The organism is Echinicola jeungdonensis (genome assembly GCF_030409905.1).
GTDB classification, from domain to species: Bacteria; Bacteroidota; Bacteroidia; order Cytophagales; family Cyclobacteriaceae; genus Echinicola; species Echinicola jeungdonensis.
In genome coordinates this window covers 832,545-855,234 of the sequence record NZ_JAUFQT010000001.1, presented here as the reverse complement: position 1 = coordinate 855,234, position 22,690 = coordinate 832,545, and the positions used below count along the sequence as shown (strand labels likewise).

Genomic DNA, 22,690 nt, shown 5'->3' with positions numbered 1-22,690 from the left:
ATTCTTGTAAGAATAATCTGACAAAGCTAAATACAAAGAAAAGGATTGGTAGAAAAAGTAATTACTTTAGAGAATATTCCATTATTGGAGTTTCTAGGGGCTGAAAACGAGAACATTCGACAAATCGCCGCTGCTTTCCCCAAGAGTAAGATTGTGTCCCGAGGAAATGAAATCCGAATTCAGGGCCGAGCCCCAGAAATCATCCGGATCAATGATGTCCTGAATATGCTTTTGCAACATTTTAACCGCTTTGGACAGGTAACTCCCGAAAATGTGAAGGAATATATTGACCTGGAAGGGGTGCCGGTGGAAGAGGATATCAAGAATGATATCATTGTTTTCGGCAACAAAGGACTGGTCATCAAGCCCAAATCCACCAATCAAAGAAAATTGGTTAATTCTTCATACGATAATGACCTGGTTTTTGCTTTGGGACCAGCAGGAACCGGTAAGACTTATATTGCTGTTGCACTGGCTGTCAGGGCGCTTAAAAACAGGGAAGTCAAAAGGATCATTATTACCCGTCCAGCTGTGGAGGCCGGGGAAAACCTGGGCTTCCTACCAGGTGACCTCCAGGAAAAATTGGACCCTTACTTAAGACCCATTTATGATGCCCTTGGAGATATGGTCCCTGCAGAAAAACTGAAATTTTATCAGGAAACAAGGGTGATTGAAATTGCACCATTGGCCTATATGCGGGGCCGGACTTTGCATGATGCATTTGTACTTTTAGATGAAGCTCAAAATACGACCAGAGAGCAAATAAAAATGTTTTTGACCAGGATGGGCCCCAATTCCAAGGTGATCGTGACCGGTGACCAAACACAGGTAGACCTTCCTACGAAACAGAAATCCGGACTTCGGGAAGCGCTGAAGGTGCTCAAGAATGTCAAAGGTATAGGTGTGGTTCATTTAGGCGGAAAGGATGTTATCCGTCATAAGTTGGTGAAATCCATTATCGAAGCTTATGATGCTGATGATAAAGAAAATGAAAAGAGCAGGCATGAAGCTCACCATAACAAAGATCAAAACAGAGGATGAGCTAGAGGCTGCCTTTAAAATCCGGAAGGAGGTTTTTGTCTTTGAGCAAAATGTTGACCCTGAAGAAGAATATGATGAATTTGAATCGGAATCCCACCATTTTTTAGCAAAATTGGGAAATCATCCGGTTGGGACTGCAAGATGGAGGAGAACAAGTGAAGGGTTCAAATTAGAAAGGTTTGCCGTCCTTATTTCTATGAGAGGTAAGGGAATTGGCATTGCTTTGGTTGAAGCTGTTCTGGAAGATCTAAAATCCTTTGCCAAGGAAGTACAGGAAGACCCAAAGGTTTATATGCATGCTCAATTACATGCGAAAACATTTTATGAGAAATTTGGTTTTAAAAAAGTAGGTGAGACATTTACAGAATGCCGTATCAGTCATGTGAAAATGGAAAAGCATTTGTGAAAAATTAATAGTGTTTTTTTTTTTGGAAAATAAGTAAAAATCAGTTTTGTTTAATTACATCTTTTATTGCAATACATATGAAAAAATTTACTGCTATTCTATTGTTATCCATCGGCTTTGTTTTTAATTCTTTTGCCCAATCATCTGAGGAAGATTATAAAAAAAATGAAGTAAAGTTAAATATCCTGAATACCATCGTCCAAGGATCGGTTGAGCTGGGGTATGAATATTTTTTGGGAATTGACCAATCCATTGGAGTGGAATATATGATCAATGACCGATTTGGTTATAATGCCCAAGGGAGTGGAGGGAAAGATTATCGGACCAACAGTTTCCAGGTGGCCTATAATTTTTATTTTTTGAATGAGGCTGATATTTCCAATTCTTATTCCAGCATTTATGTTTACCCATTTTTTAAATACCGTTACGGGGAATTTAAGGAAGATAATGAGCCTGATATCGATATGAATTCTACGATGATCGGTATAGGAGTTGGGTATAAATGGGTCAGAAACAATAAATTTACCATTGCCCCCTATGTTAATATTGCCAGAGGCTTTAGTGAGGAAGTCGAAAACCGCTTTACTGCTGTTGAGATAAATGCAGGAGCAAGTATTGGATACAGGTTTTAAGGCTAAATCTTCTTTGTTAATTATATAAAAGGGCAACCAAATGGGGCTGCCCTTATTTTTTGCCTTTTTTTCAAAATCCTTTAACTTAAAGTAAACTTTTTAAGCCATGAAATTCAGCGAATTCCCTTTTTTGAGATATGTGCTATTTTTTGCCCTTGGAATTTTAGTATACCCCTTAGCCAATGGTATTCTTTTTCATTTCTGGCTAGTTTTGGTAATAGTGGTTTTTCTTGGCTATGGAGCTTTTTTGATGATCAATCAGGTAAAGGGAGGATATGACTTTAAATTGGTTCTACCCCTTTTTGCTTATTTGCTTTTAATTCTTTTAGGAATTTTGTTTTCCTGGGCAAAAGATGCTCGTAATGATCCCCAAAACCTGGTTCACCAGGGAAATATAAAAGGTTACATGGCTGTAGTCCAGGAATTGGATGAAGAGAAACCTCGCAGTATAGGGAATAAGGTTAAGCTTTTGAAAGCAAATATTGATGGGGAATTTAGGAGGGTAAATGGTGAGGTGCTCATTTACCACCAGTTACCTGAGGGATTACAGCCAGGGGAAGTTATTTGGATCCATGGAAACCCTCAGAAGATTCCTCCGCCCAAAAATCCAGGTGAATTTGATTACCGCCAATTTATGGCCCGCAAACAAATTTATCATTCCCATTTTGTGGGCAAAAGGGTGATTCACTTAGGTAGGGTCCACCATCAGCCTATTACCCAATGGACGCTTAAAATAAGAGAACTGTTGATCCAAAAACTGGATACTTATGTCACCAGCCCTTATGCTAACCAAGTAGCCAAGGCATTGTTGTTGGGGCAAAAAAGCTATTTGGACAATGCTGTAAGTGAGGCCTACATCACGGCAGGAGCCATGCATATTCTGGCAGTTTCGGGTTTACATGTTGGAATGATTTATGGCTTCTTTTTTCTCCTTCTCAAACCTCACCGCCTGGAAGTCAAAAAAAGAGTGATTTACCTTTCCCTGGTGATCATCTTCATTTGGTGTTATGCCTTATTGACCGGAATGTCTCCCTCAGTAATGCGCTCAGCCACCATGTTTACCCTGATGGGGCTGGCCCAAATGAAATCCAGGTCTCCTTCCATTTTTAATGCTTTGGCTTTATCAGCTTTTATTTTAATGGTTTTTAATCCATTTATCATTTATGAAGTGGGTTTTCAATTGTCTTATGCGGCTTTGCTGGGCATTTTGTTATTGCAGCCCCTTATTGTTTCCATTTGGCTGCCCAAAAACAAATTGGTCTATTACCTCTGGGAAATTACGTCGGTCAGCATAGCGGCCCAATTGGCCACCTTTCCTATTTCCATCCACTATTTTCATGTTTTTCCGACCTATTTTATTTTTTCCAATTGGGTGGCGATTCCAGGGGCATTTTTGATCATGTCCCTCGGGTTGGTATTTATGGTTGTTTCCTGGTGGGATTTTATGGCTCAATGGTTTGGGGTTGCTTTGGAAAAATTGATCCAGGTATTTAACTATTTGATTTTTAGTTTTCAGGATTGGCCTCTATCCCAGGTAGATGGGCTCTTCATTTCGGGTTTGATGATGGTGTTGGTTTGGGGAATGATTACCTCTGTGTATATGCTGGCAAATACAAGGAAAAAAGTGTGGGCAAGCTTTCTGGTTATTATAGGGCTTTTTATAGTGGGCATTCGTTGGTTTTCCTGGTGGACTACCCATGGTCAAAAAGAACTGATTGTTTTTTCCCTTTCAGAAGGGAAAGCAGTGGCTTATATGGACCAAGGGAGATTATATACCTATTTGTCCGGGGTGGATAAAGATGATTACGATTACCGCATTGCTCCCCATTTGGAAAGTTATGAGGGAGGTGAAAAACTAATACTCCAGGGGATATCCATAAGAAACGGGGAGAAAATTATTTTACCAGAAATGGGGGAGTTGTATTTGGGTGGAAAAGGGTTTTCTTTTCCTTCAGAAGAGAAACTTCAAATGGCCAGGTTTATTGGAGGAAAGTGGAAACCTTTGGCGCAAGTGGACACGGTTCCATTTAACCAATCCGCTATTAAGATTGTTTTTAACTAGGAGGAAAAGAATTTTTGAAAATCAATCAATGCCCGTATCTTCAGATATTACCCAAATCCTACCAAAATGGAAAAACAGGTGACTTTCGAAATCAGTAACCGGATGGGATATATCACCCTCAATCGTCCAGAAAAGCGGAATGCCCTAAATGCAGAAATGGTCAGGGAATTAGGCCATGCACTGGATGAGGCAGAAAAATCCGGGGAAGTAAAAGTAGTGGTAATAAAAGCGGAAGGGAAAGCTTTTTGCGCAGGAGCTGACCTGGACTATATTAAACAGCTGCAGGATTTTACTTATGAGGAAAATCTGGGGGACAGTCTTCAACTAAAATCTCTTTTTCAACGTATTTATCAATTTCCCAAGGTGGTAATTGCCCAAATACAGGGGCATGCTTTAGCCGGAGGATGTGGTTTGGCCACTGTTTGTGATTTTGCCTATGCGGCAACTGAGGTGAAAATGGGTTATACCGAAGTGAAAATAGGTTTTATTCCCGCTTTGGTGATGGTTTTTTTGCAGCGGAAAATTGGGGAGGGAAGAGCCCGTGAACTCCTTTTAGGTGGAAAACTGATTTCCGCAGATCAAGCCTACTTGTATGGCTTGGTCAATAAAGTTGTTCCGAAAGAAGAATTGGAAAATGAAGTGAAAAATTTGGGGGAACAGTTAATTTTGCAAAATTCCGGAACCTCCATGAAAATGATAAAAGCAATGCTGAGCCAGGTCCAGGAAATGGAACTGGAAGATGCCCTTAAATATGCAGCTGTCCAAAATGCCAAGGCAAGGGAAACCGAAGATTGCAAAAGGGGAATTGAGGCGTTCTTGAACAAGAAATCAATCAATTGGTAAAGTGAAAACAAAGGCCTTATCTGTTCTTCAAAAAGTCTATGGTTATGATGATTTCAGGCCAATGCAGGAGGATATTGTCCTTTCGGTTTTATCAGGAAAAGATACCGTGGCCTTATTGCCAACAGGAGGAGGGAAGTCTATTTGTTTCCAGGTACCCGCATTGGTCATGGATGGGATATGTGTGGTAGTAAGCCCCCTGATTGCCCTAATGAAAGACCAGGTAGAAAACCTCCGGAAAAAGGGAGTGTTGTCAGCTGCTATTTATTCAGGAATGCGCAAAAGGGAAATTGACACTATCCTGGACAATTGCATTTATGGCAATTATAAATTTTTATATGTTTCCCCGGAAAGACTTAAAACTGACCTGTTTTTGGAGCGTTTTAAGCGGATGAAAGTCAATATGGTTGCAGTGGATGAAGCCCATTGTATTTCCCAATGGGGTTATGACTTCAGGCCCCCCTACCTGGAAATTGCTGAAATCAGAAAATTTCATCCGGAGGTGCCTGTTATAGCCCTTACCGCATCGGCGACGCCTTCGGTGAAACAGGATATTATTGAAAAGCTAAAACTGGATGCCCCCAAAGTTTTTATCAAGTCTTTTGCCCGGAAAAACCTTTCTTATGCTGTAAGAGAAGCCGAGAACAAATTGGAAAAAGTGGTAGAGATCCTTCAAAAAATCGAAGGATCCTCCATTGTTTATGTGAGAAGTAGGAAGGCCTGCAAGGAGATTGCCATAGCGCTGGGACAAATGGGAATTCCGGCCACTTTTTATCATGCGGGCTTGGATAAAGAAATGCGAGAATCCAGGCAGCAGGACTGGAAACTAAACCGGACCCGGGTGATGGTGGCTACAAATGCTTTTGGGATGGGGATCGATAAGCCGGATGTACGATCCGTGATCCATGTAAACATTCCTGAAAACCTGGAAAATTATTATCAGGAGGCGGGCCGGGCCGGTAGGGACGAATGGAAAGCTTATGCAGTTTTGCTATACACTGAAAATGATCTCAAAATCCTACAGGAAAGGGCTGAGCAAGCTTACCCTCCTGTGGATTACATTAAAAGGGTGTACCAAAGCCTTGCCAATTATTACCGGATTGCAGTGGGCAGCAGCCTGATGGTCAGTTATGATTTTGATATCGGGTCATTTACCCAGACCTATAATTTGGATCTGCTTATGACCTATCATGCCATCAAGGTAATGCAGGAGGAAGGGCTGGTGGAGTTGAGTGAAGGTTTTTATGCTGCAAGTACTCTAAAGTTTTTGGTTGATCAAACCCAGCTTTATGAGTACCAGATTGCCCATGCAAAATTGGATCCACTGATCAAAATATTATTAAGGACTTACGGTGGGGAGCTGTTTTCGGATTTCCTTAAAATCTATGAAGAAAAGCTGGCCAAGGTAATGCAGGTTTCAGTTGCTGAAATTATTCCTCTTTTTGAAAGGATGGATCAATTGGGGATAGTGGCTTATAATAAAAGAAAAGACAAGCCCCAGGTGACCTTCCTTACCCCTCGATATGATGCAGGAAAGCTTCCATTAAACCTTTCAAGGATAAAGGAAAGAAGAGAAAACAGTGTGGAAAAGGCTAAGTCCATGGCGCAATATGTAAAAAATAATATCCTGTGCAGGACCGTCCAAATTCAGCAATACTTTGGGGAAGAGCATGATAAGGGCTGTGGAATTTGTGATGTTTGCCTTCAAAAAAAGAAAAACCTTCCGGCCATTCAAGAAAAAATTCGAAAAAGGATGCTTCAATCTTTAGAGGAAGGGGAAGTGATGACAAGGGAGGAATTATTGGAAAAGGTAAAAGCACCACAGGATGATGTTATTTCCCTGGAATTGCTTCGGGAGTTGGAAGAGGAGGGGCAGATTACTACTCAAGCCGATGGAAGAATTAAATTGGAGACCAAATGACCTTTGCTGATGATATCTTAGGCAGGCTTTTTCCTAAAAAACAAAAAGGCCTGGAGCACCGGGAAAATTTCCGTCTTACCGAACAGGAGCGGAAGGAAATGTTAAAATGGTATTACAGCGAGGAAGGTCAAAAGTTATTTTCTAAGATTTATCAAAATTACCACCTCAAAAAAACAGGGGAAAATACCACTCCCGAGCTATACATATACAGGTCTCCCTATGCCAATGGACTGGCAATAGAATATGATTTTACATTTAGTCCGGAAACTTTTTCCTGTCTTTTCTTTGCATTTGGCCAACGTATAGTAGATTTAGGGTATGAAAGGGTCAGTCTGGATAGAATTATCCGGGACCAGCAAGGTGGGGTAAGCATAATAGAAAAACAATACTTCAAGCCCAAAATGACCAGGTCCAGAATTGGGCAAACAATCAAACAGCTGTATGGCAATGTGACCATTGAGAAAGTCACTGTCAATCAGGAACCCAAAATCCTAAAAATTCTTGCCACCGTATATGCAGATAGAATGTATGAGGATGCAATGCCGTTTGAAAATTTTATAGAAGTATTATTTGATCAATAAGCGTTACCTATGAACAGAAGTACCTTGAAAGATTTATTAGAAAAATACAGGACTCCATTTGAGGAAGAAAAAGATTTCGTCCCTGAGTTTATTGTGCTTACAGGGGATCCTAAGGCATTCCTAAGGGAAAGAAAGGAAGGCCATTTTACTGCTTCCGCCTGGATTGTCAACAAAACCAGGACCCATGCCCTCTTGACGCATCATAAAAAACTTAACCGGTGGTTGCAGTTGGGAGGTCATGCTGATGGGAATGAAAACTTGATGGAAGTGGCCATGACAGAAGCCAAAGAGGAAAGTGGTTTGATTTCTCTTAAATTGGTGGATAGTTTGATTTTTGATATTGACAAACATCTCATCCCTGCCAATAAAAAGGAAAAACAGCATTTTCATTATGATGTTCGTTTTCTGGTAGAAGCTGCTATGGATGAATCCCTGACCGTAAGTGAAGAAAGCAAAGATTTAGCCTGGGTGGCTTTTGATGCTGTTCCGGATGTGGTGGGGAATAATAAATCTATTCTGCGCATGCTGGAAAAAACCAGTAAATCAGAATATGCCTTGTGAAAAAAGAGGTGAGGATGGGGTTTTCCTGGTAGGTTCCCCTTTTCTTAAACAGTAGAAAAAAAAGGAGTAAAGGCTGATAGGGTGTTTCAATGAATAAGAAGGAGTTGAGGAAATAACTTTCTTTTGGTGTTTATGGGCAATTTTTGATTCAAACTTACTCCATCGCCTTTTAATGATTTTTTAAGGTGCTAAGATTGGGTACAAAAATTTAATGGTTTCAAATAAAAGAGATAAGGGATCTCCTCAAACAAATACAATGGTTCTGTATTTGTAAAGGAGGCTACGTACTTTTTATATGATTCCCCCCCCCATTAGTCCTGAATGGATCCAAATAAATATAAAAAGTAACTCGTTTTATCTAATATTGGTTTAATTTTTTTGAATAATTGGCAAAGATTTGGGCATTAGAATGCCGAATTGATTAGAATTCTTATCTTTGTCAGAAAAATTAATCAAAGTGAAAAAACTACTGATCATCCCCATAATACTAGTTTGGATAGGTGCATGTTCCCCTTCTCCAGAGGAACTCTATAAGACTGGTATTGAGCAGTTAGAGTCAGGGGATTATTCTAATGCAATAAGTTATTTTGATAAGGTCATAGAGGCGGATCCCGAACATACCCAAGCTTACAATGCAAAAGGTGTTGCCCTATTTGAAATGAAAAAATGGGATGAAGCTATAAATGCTTTTGAAGCTTCCATGGAATTAGATTCTACCTCATATAAGCCTTATTTGAATAAGGGGAATGCCCTTTTGGAGAAACAAGAATTTAATGAAGCAGTGGTTCAATTTAATCAAGCGGCAGCTTTGGATGATAGCCAGACTGATATTTATTATAATAGGGGTCTAGCTTTGTTGGGTATGGAAAGGTATGAAGATGCCATTTTTGATTTTAACACCGCATTGCAGGCTGGTTCAACCGAAGGATTATTGTATTTTAACAAGGCAAAAGCCCAAATCGGTAATAATGATCCCATGGGTGCAATATTGTCTTTGGAAAAGGCAGTCCAACAAGAACATGATAATGGAGCTGCTTACTATTTGCTGGGAGTGACTATCATGAGTGCAGAAGGAAAAAAAGAAGAGGGCTGCATTCATTTACAAAAAGCCTTGGATTTGGGCTATGAAGAAGCCAGGGAATGGATCGATGAATTTTGCGCTAAATAACCATCATGACTGAAATCGGAAAAGATATAACCAGAGCAAAACAACTGTTGGAAGCGGGTGAACTCGTGGGAATTCCTACCGAAACGGTATATGGGCTGGCAGGTAATGCCTTTGACCCGGAAGCAGTGGCTAAAATTTTTAGTACCAAAAACCGACCTAGCTTTGATCCATTGATTGTGCATTCCGGAAGCATTGAGCAAATCAGCCAATATACCGAGGAAATGATCCCTGAGTTAGAAGAGCTAGCCCAGCAATTTTGGCCAGGACCATTGACGCTCCTATTACCCAAGAAAAAAGTTATTCCTGATTTGGTGACCAGTGGTTTGGAGCAAGTGGCTGTCCGTATTCCCAGCCATCCCCTGACAAAGGAATTGTTATTGTCACTGGATTTTCCCGTGGCTGCTCCAAGTGCCAATCCTTTTGGTTATATTAGCCCGACACAAGCTTCGCATGTCCAGGATCAGTTGGAAAGTAAAATCCCCTATATTTTGGACGGCGGAAGCTGTGAAATAGGCCTTGAAAGCACCATAGTTGGCGTGGAGCAAGGCCAGCTGATAATTTACCGTCTGGGAGGAGTGGAAGTTGGTGCCATCAAAAAAGTGGTGGGCAATGTCCTGATTCTTCCACAGTCCAGTAGTAATCCTAAGTCACCTGGGATGCTGAAAAGTCATTATGCCCCTAGAATCCCATTTGAACTTGGTGATTTGGACCAATTGGTGCCCCATTATTTGGCCAAAGGAGAAAAGTTTGGGATCCTTTCTTTTAATAAGTCATTTGACCAGATAAGCCCTGAAGATCAATATGTTTTGAGTGAAAAAGGGGATTTTCGTGAAGCAGCCAAAAATCTTTTTGCGGCTATGAGGTATTTGGACCGTAGGGATGTTTCTGTAATACTTTCGGAGGAACTACCCGAAAAAGGCTTAGGGAAGGCCATTAATGACCGGCTGAGAAGGGCCTCTGCAAAATGATGCTTCTGCCGGAATTTTAATTGAGTTAAAACTATCTTATTTTATAAAACCTATTAACCATGAACAGTCGAATCAAATCTGTTGACAATTTAAGCTTTGAGGGCAAAAGAGCCCTGGTTAGAGTAGATTTTAATGTTCCATTGGACGATCAGTTCAAAGTTACTGATGATACCAGAATTCAAGCTGCTCTTCCTACCATTAAAAAAATATTGAATGATGGAGGAGCCGTTATTCTAATGTCCCACCTTGGCAGGCCAAAAGGAGGACCTGAAGATAAATTTTCGCTAAAACACATCCTTTTGGATTTGGAAAAAGCATTAGGAACTCCTGTGAAATTTGCTCCTGACTGTATAGGCCAGGAAGCTCAGCAGTTGGCTGCTGGCTTGAAAAGTGGTGAAGTGTTGTTGCTGGAAAATCTCAGATTTTATAGTGAGGAAACAAAAGGGGACCCCGAATTTGCAAAAAAACTGTCTTCCTTAGGTGATATTTATGTTAATGATGCATTTGGAACTGCCCATAGAGCCCATGCTTCTACCGCCATTGTAGCGGAATATTTTAATGATAAAGTTAGTGGCTACTTAATGGCTTCTGAATTGGAAAATGCCAAAAAGGTCATTGAAAAACCGGAAAGGCCTTTTACGGCCATCATGGGTGGGGCCAAAATTTCTGATAAGATCCTGATCATTGAAAAGCTGATGGAAAAAGTGGATAATCTGATCATTGGTGGTGGTATGTCCTATACCTTTGCCAAAGCCCTTGGAGGCCAAATCGGTGACTCTCTTTTGGAAGCGGATAAGATGGATCTGGCTCTGGAACTTTTGCAGAAAGCTAAAGATAAAGGAGTTAACTTGCTATTGCCTGTGGATACTATTACTTCCAAGGCATTTGCCAATGATGCCGAACAAGGAACTGCAAGAAGTGGAGAAATCCCTGATGGTTGGATGGGATTGGATATTGGATTGGAGACGCGTAAGAATTTTGCTGAGGTGGTCAAAAATTCAAAAACCATCCTATGGAATGGTCCAATGGGAGTATTTGAAATGGAAAGTTTTGACAAGGGAACCAAAGCAATTGCTGAAGCGGTGGTGGAAGCTACCAAAAATGGCTCCTTCTCCTTAATAGGTGGTGGGGATTCTGCTGCAGCAGTTAATAAATTTGGATTGGGCGACCAAGTATCTTTTGTATCCACCGGTGGTGGGGCCTTGCTTGAACACATGGAGGGTAAAGTTTTGCCTGGTGTAAAAGCACTCGAACCTTGATAAAAGGCTAAAATATCTTATAATAGAATAAGGTTGCCCTAGGGTAACCTTATTTTTTTATAGTTTTTAGTAATACTAAGAAATTGGACATTTCTAATGCTGTTGACTTTGCTGTTTTTTATTTGAGAGTGTTGTTGTTGATGATAATATATAAAAATTGTATTTTGTAATTCTAAAAATGTAGTTAGTGTTAACCATTGGTTTCTGATAATAATTACAAAAAAATTATTTTTTTTGGTTTTGAGTTTACTTTTTATCCAGTTTTTTAGAAAAATTAATCTTTGTTTCATACTTTGGTATGTAAATATTTTGGTCGAAATATGAATATATTAATAGTAGAGGATGATCCGGTTAACCGTTTGGTGCTGACGTTTTTTTTGGAAGAAAAATCCCAAAATGTGATTGTGGCAGAAAATGGAAAAGAAGGATTGGAGGTTTTCAATGGAAAACAGGACTTTGATATTATTATTACAGATATCATGATGCCCGAGATTGATGGAATATCAATGGCCAGAGAAATCCGAAATGGAAAAAAACATCCAGAAATTCCCATTATTGCGATAACCGCAGGAGGCTTTAAGTCATCCGAAATTCCAGATTCGCCTTTTAGCAGACTACTTTCCAAACCTATCTCATTAGCGGATTTGCCTCAAAAGATGTGCGAATTGATAGGTCAGGGGGCAATAGAATAAAAATTATTTTTTGCTGTAATAAATTATAACAGGAACTATCCCTTCTTGGATCATGCCTAAGTTTTGGGCAGCTCTTCCCGAAACATCAATTATTCTTCCCTTTACAAACGGTCCACGGTCATTGATAATGACATTCACGCTTTTTCCATTATTGAGGTTAGTGACTTTTACTTTGGTTCCAAATGGTAAATGTCGGTGGGCTGCTGTTAATTTTTCTTTTTTGTATATTTCTCCGCTAGCTGTTTTTTTTCCATGGAAATGGGATGCATAATAGCTGGCCATTCCTTTTTCTTCTATAAAAGATTTTGTCAGCTTGGGAGAACAAGAACTGATCAGCACCATAGCCAGTAGGCTAATAATAAAAGGAATGTGTTTTTTCATAATAAAAAACCCCCATCCATGAAATGATCAATGAGGGCAGTTTATGCATGTGTTTCTTTTGATGCTATTAATACGACATTAATTGAAAAATATTATTAAGGCTATGTTTTATTAACGTACGAAAATCCACTTATTTCCTTTGCTTTCGGGCTCCGAAAATTCATAACCGTCTTCATTAAAGAGTTTGATTTTATCAGGGTCATTGATTTTATTTTTGATAATATAATTGGCCATCATTCCCCTGGCTTGTTTGGCCAAAGTACCTACAATTTTATATTTCCCATTCCGGAATTCCTTAAAGTTAACATGAACGATGGGGCTTTTTAATGCTTTAAGATTGACTGCTTTTCCATATTCTTTGGATGCCAGGTCAATCACAGGATCACCATTGCTGGCTTTATCAATTGCTTTTGCAATTTTATCGCCCCAGAATTCATAAAGGTTTTTCCCTTTTTTATTTTCCAGGGAAATTCCCATCTCCAAACGATAGGGTTGGATCAAGTCCATGGGTTTAAGGAGTCCGTATAAACCGGAAAGGATCCTAAGATGTTCTTGGGCAAATTCAAAATCCTTTAAGGAATAATGTTCAATATCCATATTTCTGTAAACATCCCCATTAAAAGTCAAAAGCGCCTGCTTTGAATTTTCCCGGGTAAACTCTTTTTCAAAATTTCTATACCTCTCATGGTTAAGTTCTCCAATGTTTTCACTGACTTTCATCAAATTTTGGATGTCAGAAGTGGACTTTTTCTTCATGATGGAAACCAAGGATTGGATTTCCTTGGGAAAATCAGGTTGAGTCGATAATGAAATGTCAGTGCTGCTTAAATCCAGTGATTTGGCTGGGGAAATTAATGTGATCATGCGTTTATTCTACTACTACAATAGCTTTTTTGATGGTTTGTTCTAGGTTTTGGTCCTGGCTTTTATATTTGACAATGACAGGGTAGGTGCCTATGGGGACCTTTTTGCCATTGACAAATCCATTCCATTCGCAAAATGGGGAATTTTCTGGAACATTTTCCTCTATACAATGATAAATTAACTCGCCCCATCGGTTATAAATCAAAACACTGATCTCATCCACAAAATCATTGACGTAAACAACAAAGTTTCTTTCCTCGTCTCCAGGGACAAGACCTGTAGGAATGGTGATCAGGAGCCTACAATCCTCAATTACTTCAAATGAAAGTGCATATTCACAGCTGGCCTGATCTGAAAGAATAAGTTCATAATTGCCCGGTTCGATAGGAGTGAAGGTGGAGTCAGTGCTGACCAATTCTCCATCAAGCCACCACTCATATTCAGACCAATTTCCCAATGAATCCAAGGTTGTAGACACCCCTTCAATGGCACAAATGGTATAACTCTCCTCTAAAACAGGTGGTTCTGAATCCGATCTGAAAACTTCAATTTCATCTGTTCCTATGATACATTGCAGGTCTGCGGTTTCATTGATTACAAAAGCCCGGTATGTCCCAGATTCATCTACTGAAATTTCAGTCAAATCGTCAAATTGGGGGATCCTTTCTGAATTTCCATTAGTTACCCGGTGCCATTCTATCCTGATTTCATCAGATAGTTCAACATCAATATCAGCAGTAATGACAGCAGGGGTGTTGTCAAAACAAATGCCGGACTCTGCATTCAGGGATACCTGGGCTTGGTGAACAAATGGGACGGTTTCAAAAGTAATTGGAGGTCCCGGGCAGGCAGCCCCAATTTTTGGTTGAACCTCCAGTGATAATTCTTCTTGTTGAGCGGAGGATATTGTCTGACCCCTATTGACTATTGTGCCCTCACTGTTCCTCCACATAAAAATATAATCATCAGGATCAAACCCAGGATCAAGTACGGCTCGGTAAACCCCTCTTGGAGAGTTACATTGATATTGCGGGCCTGATACTTCATATATTACCTGATCATTTAAAACCAGGTTCAAATCTCTTATTCTTGGACAATCTTCATTGTTAGGATCTGCTGGTGCTCCCTTTACCTGGTAGGTCCCTTCCAACCCTAAGGTGAAATTTCCTTCTGAATCTGGACTTAAGGTAGTCCCATTTGGATCCGTGATAGTAAATGTTAAGTCCTCCTCGGATTGAGGCCTGAAAATAAAAGCCTCGCAGGCGATAGTTTGGGTTGGGATGGAAAAATCCACCCTGTTTTTTCCTTCAATTGTAAAAAGACTGTCATATGGAAAAGCGCAACCACTGGCATCAGATAACTCTACTGCATATTCTCCACTGCTTAGGGACACGGATGTATTTCCGGTAAAAGATCCCATAAATTGAACACCATCCAATTCACGGGTAATCACATATTCTCCTCCCTGAGAAGGATCTGCCAATTCTATATCAAGGGAACCATTAAGGGTTCCATCCGGGCCGCAAACTTCTGAGTTAGGGGTTACCGTTGGGTCAAAGCTACTAGGAGGATTGTTGTTTTGAATGCTTACAGTTTTAAAATTGACGCAGCCTCCTAGCCTTGCCTTGACGGTGTAAATTCCAGGATCAAGGTTGCCGGGAGTCAATGTTTCTCCTTGGGTGACGTTAATAAAATTCATTCCGGTTTCCACTACGATAACAGAATCCGCATCGGATTCCATATTGATTTCAAAACTTCCATCCAAACTGTTACAACTTGTTGCCGGGGTAATTGCATCAATGGAAAATTCAGGCAGAGGGCTTACCTCCAATTCTGCCCTTTTTTCAACTATACAACCTTCAAGAATGGGATCTTCAGTGGTGAATATAATATCATAAATTCCCGGACCGGGTAAATTGGAAACATTCAAGTTTAACTCAAAGCCTCTTCCAAGTGAAACAAATGAGGTGCTGTCCCCTTGAACCTGGTAGGCCCAATCCCCTTCCACTGGGGTGTTTGGTGCAAAATTGACAACATTTTCATTGTAACATGATGATTCGGCAGTTTGGTTCAGGTCAAAATCAAAAGCGGGTCCCACAAATACAGAACTTGAAACAGCACATGTTTCGTAAGTCGCCGGGTCTTCTCCGACAGGGGTTTTATAAGAAACGGTTACTGTATAAATGCTTGCCTCATCCACTACAATAGTATTGGATGAGCTGTCTCCCAATACTTCACCAGCAGCATTTCTCCAATCAAAATTATACAGATCCTCACTTTCATCATAGCCATCTATAGCTGTTAAGGTTACAGGGTTGCCACTACAAGTAGTAACATCATCAATCAAGGTAAGGACAGGAGGGGGAGGAATTTCTACTTCTTTTGTTTCATGGTGATAATTAAATCCTACCCGGCACCTTTCCACATCCAAAGTAACAGTATAAACCCCAGCCGAATCAAAGGGGTATTCCATGGTTTGGAAATCTTCACCGACACCTCCAAAAGTGTGGATCTCATTCCCATCAGTATCCGTAATGGTCCAAAAATAACTGTCAATATCGGGTTCTCCACCTCCTTCAAATGTGCCCAGTGCTTCTCCATCTGCCAAACATAATCTATCTGGCCCTTCCAGTCCCGGCTCAGGGATACTGCTTCCAGAGTTTTGAACAAAGGAGGGTAAGCCCAGTCCATTGGTGCCACCTGTTTGTGGTCCGTCAGGACGGTAGGTGCTGCTGTTGCAGTCAGTGCCGGCCTGGATCTGTCCAACCTGACTTGCTCCAACAATTGAGGCATATATCTGCCCATCCGGGCCAATTTGGAGGGCTCCCAAATTTTGGCCACTGCTTTGGGCTAAGGTCGTGATATTGTCAGAAATACATTGTTCTATTGCAGCCTGAGTGGAGGCATTTTCAAAGCAGCTTGGACAGGATTGTGTAATGGGGTTGTCAGGGTCAGTGTTATCGGTGGTAGTTCCCCCTTCTACAGGGAATTCCTGAATGCCTCCTCCATTGCGGTAAGAGACAAAAATTCTTTGCCCGTCATTGGAAAACTCCAGACCATACACCTCATCATTGGACATCAAATCAATAGAAGCATAAGGGGTCAAAAGACCAGTGTCCTGATCAAAATCAAAAATTTCAACTTTATTTTCTCCTCCATCATTGATGGTAACAGCCAATTTGCTTCCATCGGAATTGAATTTCATGGTTCCAACTCCAGTGCCAAAATTATGGTCGCTTCCTGCTGAACTGATTACGGGTTGCCCAATTCCCTCATTGGTAATAGGATAAGCTCTAAAAGAGTTGTTGCCCATTTCATGAAACATCATCCAGGTGGTGTCTCCTGCTGTCAGGGCAGCCGCTTGTTCCGTGCCGGGGCTGAATAAGAAGTTGTCCCCACTTACCACACTTCCTACCCCACTGGGGTTTTCCCCCTTGATATCTACCAGACTAAATTTTACCTGGTTGCTTCCTCCACTTGCCGATTCAGTGGTGAACAGGTAATATAGAGATTCTTCCTGTGGGATGGGTACGGCCACCACACTTTGGGAAGAGGAATTGTCACCTCCTATATCCTGTCCCCCTTCCATGACATTTCCATTAAGATCCCAAACGGTTTGGCCATCAGTATAAAACAAAACCTGTCCGGTTTGGTCAGAGATGGTGGTAGTCCCTGCAGGTAGATTCCATCCAAAACCAGGGTCTTCCACTGGGCGGGGGACAATTCCATCCGGGTCGTCAGGGTCGGGGTTGAAATTTAGCCCACCGTTTTGGCCAAAGTACCAAACCGAATTGGTCTGGTCATCTATCTTTTGATCGGTCTCCGGGTCCCACATTTTGACCCTGGTTTGTGCATAAACATAACAAGAGGATCCTGGTTCCCTAACCAATGCCCAATATAAGCCCGGCTCACAAACTTCATTGGCTCCTTCAGGTATCCATCCTTCATCCTTTTTATTGGACCAGAAATACTCATAGTTGGTTTGGCCGCCTCCTTGGCCTCCACCGGTCCCTCCACCTCCAGTTCCCCCACCCTGGCCTTCCTCACCACTGGAGACATCCAGCATTTCATTCAGGTCAACACATTGGTTACAGGTAGTTGTATCTGAGGGCATAAAGTTGGCCTGAAGGTTGTTTTCCTGCAAGGTAATGGGGTAGGCTACTGAATCCTTACTACCATCTCCAAATTCTACCACCAGTGAAACGTTAATGTTTTGTTCATTGGTGGCCGCTGCGGGTAAAAGAAGATGTTCCTCATTTAAATCTAACTCAAGTTCCTCACCATCTTGATCTGTTGGGGCCGGATTAATCGTCCACTCATAGGTTTCTACTGGAATATTTGGTGGAATTATATTTGAAGTCAACTGCAGGGGATTATTCATGCAAGGGGGATTTGGGGACCAGGAAAAATCCACCGTTCCACTAATGCCATCCATATCTGGAGCAAAATGGGGAAATATAGATCCACAAAAATCAGTTCCCTGGAAAGGGTCTTCATCCACCTCTACATTAAGCAGGTCCTCCTCTTCTGGGTTATTGACTGTTCCAACTAAAAAAGCATCACTGTTTTCCTCTTGATAGATATAATATAGTTTACCATCCGGTCCAAATTTGAGGTCATAAACATTTTCTACGGGATTATTTAACGGGATAGCTTCTGGCGTTCCATCAAAATCTCCACTGGCAGGAACTCTTAGTATCTGGTCTCCCTGGCTATAATAAAAATAATCTGTATTTGGGGAAACAACCACTCCTTCAATTGTTTCAGGACCTGCTGATTGCTGGATTTCGAAGTGGGATCCAAATGAACCCCGTGTTGGGTTGATGTTGACAAGAGTGATGTTTATTCCAGGTTCCTCAGGTATGAATAATAAAGTATTGGTGACTTCCTCGTAATAAATTGCCTTAGGAGTGAAATCCAAGGGAGTGGACCGGGGGGCTCCGAATTGCCCTTCTTGATCAAGGATTTCCCTGGATATCACTTGCCCATTTTCAAAACTGATGAGGAAACTTGGCTGGCCTGGTGCTTTTATTACAATAATAGGGCCTTCGGATGGGCCTATGGTGCCCCCAGGAGAAACTGATCCTGCTGGAGGTTGGTTGGAGGGGGCTCCTCCTTGGTCGTTCATGTCCATGATGGCATATTCCAATTGTCCTCCAGGGGTAATGTAAAAGGTGTAAAATAATCTATTCCCCCCTTGAGGTTCAAAATCCAATTCAGCGATGGCAACTGTTTGCCTTTCATCTTCCATTCCTCCCAATTCGCCTACCACACCTTGCATAGGTTCATTTAAATAATTATAAACCAAAGCCCCATCGGTGTAAAATAGTGTTTCACCAGTGATGGGGTCAATAGCTAAGGCTACATTGCCGGTACCCAAAGGTTGAGAACCTGGTAAACTGAGGACGGTAGGATTTTCACCTTTTCCAAATGAAATATAATTATTATCCTGGCTGGTGCCACAGTACCCAAAAACCCATTCGTTTTCATTATATCCCTGTGAATAGCTGTATATTGGGTGTAAAAGGTATGAAAATACCAATATTAGGACAGTAAAAATGTTTTTTGTTATGTTGGGACGATTCCTTTTCATAATTTACTTTTACCAGGATAAAACACCTGTCTTATCATGTCGTTTAATAAACACATGTTACTCAAATAAACGAACAAAAAATTGTTTAGGTCTTTTATATATATTGTTTTTTGTATTTTGATGTATATTATTTATACAGGTGATGCTTATGCCCAAGATCCACAATATACTCAATATTATGCAGCTCCTTTATATTTAAATCCCGCTTTTGCCGGTTCAGATTTGCAAGGTAGAATCGGTGCCAATTACCGAACCCAATGGCCTGGACTGGATGCCCAATTTAAAACATTCTCTGTTTATTATGATACCTTTTTGGAAAGGTATAATAGTGGTGTAGGGGTGATGGTGATGAATGATACTGAAGGGGCAGCAAATTTAAAGTCCTTAACCATTTCGGGGATTTATGCTTATGAACTTAAATTGGCCGAGTCCATGTATTTCAGGCCTGGATTTCAAGCCAGCTATATCCGCAGAGATATTGGCTTTTATGAAAATTTGGTTTTTGCCAATCAAATAGATCCCAATGATCCATTCGCACCGCCTATGCCAGGAGATGGGAACCTGAATGGGTTGGGGGATCCGATTGATATGCTCTCCTTATCATTTGGAGGGCTTTTTTTTACTGAAAATTTTTGGCTGGGGGCTTCAGCCCACCATGTTAATCAACCCAACCAGTCTTTTTTTGATGGGGAAAGCAAATTGCCGGTCAAGTTTTCCGGTCATGCAGGTTACCGGATTCCCCTGGGCCATGGTGCTATGAAAAGGGATTTTACCCATACTTACAAACAAAGGTATATCACCCCAACCCTTAACTATAAACGGCAAGGCCCATTTGAGCAACTGGATGTAGGGGCTTACCTTTATGCGGAACCCTTGATTGTGGGTTTTTGGTATAGAGGGCTTCCTTATAAACCAATTAACCAGGAATCTAATCGGGATGCGTTGGTGGTTTTGCTGGGCTTGAGTTTGCCAACCGGAATGGATATTGGTTATAGTTTTGATTATACGGTTTCCCAATTAGGTATTCAGTCCGGTGGGGCTCATGAAATTAGCATTTCTTTCAGTCTTCCAGATAGGAAGAACCCTGGGGCACCAAGGTTGAGGGACACTATTCTTCCCTGTCCCAAATTTTAGTAGATTTGCCGAATGAGCGCAGAAAGTTTAAAATACTTGATGATCGGGTTGATTACCCTTGGATTTTTGTTTGATAAATTCACTTCCTGGTTAAATGTTCGTCAAAAGGTACCCCAAGTACCTGCTACCCTTCAAAATTTTTTGGATCAAGAAAAACTTCAGGAGGCCAAATCTTATCAAAAAACCAATTATTATTTTGGCCTAATAAGTGGCTCGTTTTCCTTGGTCATCACCTTGGGGATGTTAATCTGGGGTGGTTTTGGTTTGCTGGATCAATGGGTTAGCCAATGGGTAGATCCAATGATCTTACAATCCCTGTTGTTTTTTGGCTTGCTTTTTATTGGTTCTGATTTGCTTTCCATCCCATTTGATTATTACCATACTTTTAAAATTGAAGAAGAGTTTGGGTTTAATAAAACCACCCGGAAAACTTTTTTTGGAGATAAAGTAAAAGGTTATTTGGTTGGGATATTAATAGGTGGGGGCTTGCTTGCCCTTTTACTTTGGTTGATACAGGAATTGGGGGAAGGTTTCTGGCTTTACTTTTGGGGGGTAGCTGCTGTTTTCATGGTTTTGATCAATATGTTTTACACTTCATGGATCTTGCCTTTGTTCAATAAATTAACTCCTCTGGAAGAAGGGGAGCTGAAAAGTAAAATCATGGAATATGCTTCCTCCGTGGGGTTTTCGTTGGAAAATGTTTTTGTAATGGATGGAAGCAAACGGTCCACTAAGGCAAATGCCTTTTTTTCCGGTTTTGGCAAAAAGAAAAAGGTGGTTCTTTTTGATACCCTGGTGGAGCAACACAAACCAGAGGAATTGGTAGCAGTCCTGGCCCATGAAATAGGGCACTTCAAGAAAAAGCACATCATCCAAAGCTTGGTGATAAGTATCCTGCAATTAGGGGTGATGCTTTTGTTGCTTTCTTTATTCGTCAATAACCCAGAAATCAGCCAAGCTATGGGAGGTGATAGGTGGGCAGTCCATTTAAACTTGATAGGTTTTGCCTTACTGTTTTCCCCAATAAGTACCGTGTTGGGAATATTTATGAATTTGCTTAGCCGGAAAAACGAATTTGAAGCGGAGCGATTTGCCAAGGAAACATATGATGGCAAGCCATTGGCCAGTGCATTAAAAACGCTTTCGGTCAAAACACTAACCCAAATCAATCCACATCCCTTGCACGTTTTTGTCAACTATTCCCACCCTCCTTTGATGGAAAGGTTAGGAAAGCTGGAAAATTGACCATGGTTGCCGGGCGTTAAAGACCTAAATATTAGTTAGATAAAATAGGATTAGGGGTTCACTTTTCGTTATTCGGTGGAAAATCAATTGATCCAAATCGGGGTGAGGCATTTTATCAAATCCTTTCCTGCCGGAACTAGGGGAATTACCTAAAACTAATAATTTTAAGGATAAACCGAATTATAACTAAAGTGTAAGGTTCCAGGTACACATATTTAAAATTCACCAATTCCTTAACCTATGCAAATATGGTGGAGTAAAAATAAATTTCTCATTATTATCACCATTTTTCACCCATTTTCCGTTTAAAAAATCAGTCTTAAATCAAGGAAATTTAAATGATGTTTTGGCAAATTGTGCTATTAATTTTGGGCTTGGCTCTTTTGATAAAGGGTGCTGATTGGCTGGTGAGTGGAGCATCCAATCTCGCCAAACGGTACCAAATTTCTGACCTGGCCATTGGATTGACCATTGTTGCTTTTGGAACTTCTGCACCTGAAATGGTGGTAAATGTTTATGCAGCATCCCAAGGCCACCCAGATATTGTATTTGGAAATGTTATTGGAAGTAACAATTTTAACCTTTTTGTGATATTGGGTATAACAGGATTGCTCAGCCCGTTGGTTGTTCATTCGAATACCGTTTGGAAAGAAATTCCAATTTCCTTTTTGGCCATAATTCTCGTATTCCTAATGGCTAATGAATATTTTTCAATGGGGACCAAAATACTTAATCAATGGGACGGGCTGATTTTGTTGGCTTTATTTATGGGATTCTTGGTTTACATATTCCGGCAAATGAAATTAGAGTTGCCTCCAGAAAACGGGGAAATTCAATTCTTATCTTTCAGGAAAGCCATTTTCTTAATTCTTGTAGGCCTTGCTGGGCTGGTAATTGGGGGAAGGCTGGTTGTTTCACAGGCCATCCATATGGCTGAAGGGTTAGGTGTTAGTGAAAAAATAATCGGATTGACCATTGTAGCAGCGGGAACTTCTTTGCCAGAGTTGGCCACTTCGGTAGTGGCTGTCATTAGGAAAAACAATGACATTGCGGTTGGGAATATCATTGGGTCCAATATTTTTAATTTTTTGCTGATCCTAAGTGTCAGTGCCCTGATCAATCCTCTTTCATATCAGGCCGATTTCAATAAAGATTTGATTTTTCTCACAGCAGGAACACTGTTTTTGTTTTTGGCCATGTTTACAGGGAAAATGAAAAAGTTGGATCGCTGGGAAGCAGCAATCCTATTGGTGGCATATTTGGGGTATATGTTATGGATAATGGAAGCAGAAGTAAAGCCTTTAGTTTAAATTTGATTCTATATTGCTAATCAAATTGTCGT

Annotated in this window: 18 protein-coding genes; 15 read left to right on the top strand and 3 right to left on the bottom strand. The window is 40.8% G+C overall.

The window, feature by feature from the left end; all coding sequences use genetic code 11:
* Positions 1-45 precede the first annotated feature (45 nt).
* From QWY93_RS03715 to QWY93_RS03660, 12 genes are all read left to right on the top strand, one after another.
* Positions 46-1,041, top strand: a complete 996-nt coding sequence (locus QWY93_RS03715; RefSeq protein ID WP_290246839.1) for a PhoH family protein — start codon at positions 46-48, stop codon at positions 1,039-1,041.
* Positions 1,004-1,447: a GNAT family N-acetyltransferase gene (locus tag QWY93_RS03710; RefSeq protein WP_290246838.1), complete on the top strand. Its 444-nt coding sequence runs from the start codon at positions 1,004-1,006 to the stop codon at positions 1,445-1,447. The genes QWY93_RS03715 and QWY93_RS03710 overlap by 38 nt, the downstream gene beginning before the upstream one ends.
* Positions 1,448-1,524: 77 nt before the next feature.
* Entirely contained in the window at positions 1,525-2,079 is a 555-nt protein-coding gene (locus QWY93_RS03705) for a DUF3575 domain-containing protein (RefSeq protein WP_290246837.1), read from the top strand.
* 106 nt (positions 2,080-2,185) lie between these two features.
* Positions 2,186-4,141, top strand: coding sequence for a ComEC/Rec2 family competence protein (locus QWY93_RS03700; protein WP_290246836.1), 1,956 nt, complete (start codon positions 2,186-2,188; stop codon positions 4,139-4,141).
* A 66-nt stretch (positions 4,142-4,207) separates the two neighbouring features.
* Positions 4,208-4,984, top strand: a complete 777-nt coding sequence (locus QWY93_RS03695) for an enoyl-CoA hydratase/isomerase family protein (RefSeq protein WP_290246835.1) — start codon at positions 4,208-4,210, stop codon at positions 4,982-4,984.
* Between the two features lies 1 nt (position 4,985).
* Complete coding sequence (locus QWY93_RS03690; RefSeq protein WP_290246834.1) at positions 4,986-6,902, top strand: RecQ family ATP-dependent DNA helicase; 1,917 nt, start codon at positions 4,986-4,988, stop codon at positions 6,900-6,902.
* Positions 6,899-7,483 carry a hypothetical protein gene (locus QWY93_RS03685; protein WP_290246833.1) on the top strand — a complete coding sequence of 195 codons (585 nt, stop codon included), beginning with the start codon at positions 6,899-6,901 and terminating at the stop codon, positions 7,481-7,483. Before QWY93_RS03690 ends, QWY93_RS03685 begins: the two co-directional genes overlap by 4 nt.
* Positions 7,484-7,492: 9 nt before the next feature.
* Positions 7,493-8,044 carry an NUDIX hydrolase gene (locus tag QWY93_RS03680; RefSeq protein ID WP_290246832.1) on the top strand — a complete coding sequence of 184 codons (552 nt, stop codon included), beginning with the start codon at positions 7,493-7,495 and terminating at the stop codon, positions 8,042-8,044.
* 457 nt (positions 8,045-8,501) lie between these two features.
* Positions 8,502-9,212, top strand: a complete 711-nt coding sequence (locus QWY93_RS03675) for a tetratricopeptide repeat protein (protein WP_290246831.1) — start codon at positions 8,502-8,504, stop codon at positions 9,210-9,212.
* A gap of 5 nt (positions 9,213-9,217) precedes the next feature.
* Positions 9,218-10,180, top strand: coding sequence for an L-threonylcarbamoyladenylate synthase (locus QWY93_RS03670; RefSeq protein ID WP_290246830.1), 963 nt, complete (start codon positions 9,218-9,220; stop codon positions 10,178-10,180).
* A 59-nt stretch (positions 10,181-10,239) separates the two neighbouring features.
* Entirely contained in the window at positions 10,240-11,439 is a 1,200-nt protein-coding gene (locus tag QWY93_RS03665) for a phosphoglycerate kinase (protein WP_290246829.1), read from the top strand.
* Positions 11,440-11,759: 320 nt separating this feature from the next.
* Entirely contained in the window at positions 11,760-12,131 is a 372-nt protein-coding gene (locus tag QWY93_RS03660; RefSeq protein ID WP_290246828.1) for a response regulator, read from the top strand.
* Between the two features lie 3 nt (positions 12,132-12,134).
* Here QWY93_RS03660 and QWY93_RS03655 read toward each other — a convergent pair whose 3' ends face one another.
* From QWY93_RS03655 to QWY93_RS03645, 3 genes are all read right to left on the bottom strand, one after another.
* Positions 12,135-12,512: a septal ring lytic transglycosylase RlpA family protein gene (locus QWY93_RS03655; protein ID WP_290246827.1), complete on the bottom strand. Its 378-nt coding sequence runs from the start codon at positions 12,510-12,512 to the stop codon at positions 12,135-12,137.
* A gap of 111 nt (positions 12,513-12,623) precedes the next feature.
* On the bottom strand, positions 12,624-13,376 hold the full coding sequence (yaaA, locus tag QWY93_RS03650; protein WP_290246826.1) for a peroxide stress protein YaaA: 753 nt from the start codon (positions 13,374-13,376) through the stop codon (positions 12,624-12,626).
* Positions 13,377-13,380: 4 nt separating this feature from the next.
* On the bottom strand, positions 13,381-18,969 hold the full coding sequence (locus QWY93_RS03645) for a T9SS type B sorting domain-containing protein (protein WP_290246825.1): 5,589 nt from the start codon (positions 18,967-18,969) through the stop codon (positions 13,381-13,383).
* A gap of 81 nt (positions 18,970-19,050) precedes the next feature.
* Here QWY93_RS03645 and QWY93_RS03640 point away from each other — a divergent pair, with 81 nt between their 5' ends.
* The 3 genes from QWY93_RS03640 to QWY93_RS03630 all read left to right on the top strand — a co-directional run bounded on the left by QWY93_RS03640 (position 19,051) and on the right by QWY93_RS03630 (position 22,658).
* Positions 19,051-20,103: a PorP/SprF family type IX secretion system membrane protein gene (locus tag QWY93_RS03640; protein WP_379945325.1), complete on the top strand. Its 1,053-nt coding sequence runs from the start codon at positions 19,051-19,053 to the stop codon at positions 20,101-20,103.
* Positions 20,104-20,115: 12 nt separating this feature from the next.
* Positions 20,116-21,348, top strand: a complete 1,233-nt coding sequence (locus QWY93_RS03635) for a M48 family metallopeptidase (RefSeq protein WP_290246824.1) — start codon at positions 20,116-20,118, stop codon at positions 21,346-21,348.
* A gap of 338 nt (positions 21,349-21,686) precedes the next feature.
* Positions 21,687-22,658, top strand: a complete 972-nt coding sequence (locus QWY93_RS03630; protein ID WP_353959618.1) for a calcium/sodium antiporter — start codon at positions 21,687-21,689, stop codon at positions 22,656-22,658.
* Positions 22,659-22,690: the final 32 nt, after the last annotated feature.

Bases quoted from the DNA above. Each gene is read 5' to 3' on its own strand.
- QWY93_RS03710 (WP_290246838.1), top strand. From the start codon at position 1,004: ATGAAGCTCACCATAACAAAGATCAAAACAGAGGATGAGCTAGAGGCT.
- QWY93_RS03705 (WP_290246837.1), top strand. From the start codon at position 1,525: ATGAAAAAATTTACTGCTATTCTATTGTTATCCATCGGCTTTGTTTTT.
- QWY93_RS03700 (WP_290246836.1), top strand. From the start codon at position 2,186: ATGAAATTCAGCGAATTCCCTTTTTTGAGATATGTGCTATTTTTTGCC.
- QWY93_RS03695 (WP_290246835.1), top strand. From the start codon at position 4,208: ATGGAAAAACAGGTGACTTTCGAAATCAGTAACCGGATGGGATATATC.
- QWY93_RS03685 (WP_290246833.1), top strand. From the start codon at position 6,899: ATGACCTTTGCTGATGATATCTTAGGCAGGCTTTTTCCTAAAAAACAA.
- QWY93_RS03680 (WP_290246832.1), top strand. From the start codon at position 7,493: ATGAACAGAAGTACCTTGAAAGATTTATTAGAAAAATACAGGACTCCA.
- QWY93_RS03670 (WP_290246830.1), top strand. From the start codon at position 9,218: ATGACTGAAATCGGAAAAGATATAACCAGAGCAAAACAACTGTTGGAA.
- QWY93_RS03665 (WP_290246829.1), top strand. From the start codon at position 10,240: ATGAACAGTCGAATCAAATCTGTTGACAATTTAAGCTTTGAGGGCAAA.
- QWY93_RS03660 (WP_290246828.1), top strand. From the start codon at position 11,760: ATGAATATATTAATAGTAGAGGATGATCCGGTTAACCGTTTGGTGCTG.
- QWY93_RS03655 (WP_290246827.1), bottom strand. From the start codon at position 12,512: ATGAAAAAACACATTCCTTTTATTATTAGCCTACTGGCTATGGTGCTG.
- yaaA (WP_290246826.1), bottom strand. From the start codon at position 13,376: ATGATCACATTAATTTCCCCAGCCAAATCACTGGATTTAAGCAGCACT.
- QWY93_RS03645 (WP_290246825.1), bottom strand. From the start codon at position 18,969: ATGAAAAGGAATCGTCCCAACATAACAAAAAACATTTTTACTGTCCTA.
- QWY93_RS03635 (WP_290246824.1), top strand. From the start codon at position 20,116: ATGAGCGCAGAAAGTTTAAAATACTTGATGATCGGGTTGATTACCCTT.
- QWY93_RS03630 (WP_353959618.1), top strand. From the start codon at position 21,687: ATGATGTTTTGGCAAATTGTGCTATTAATTTTGGGCTTGGCTCTTTTG.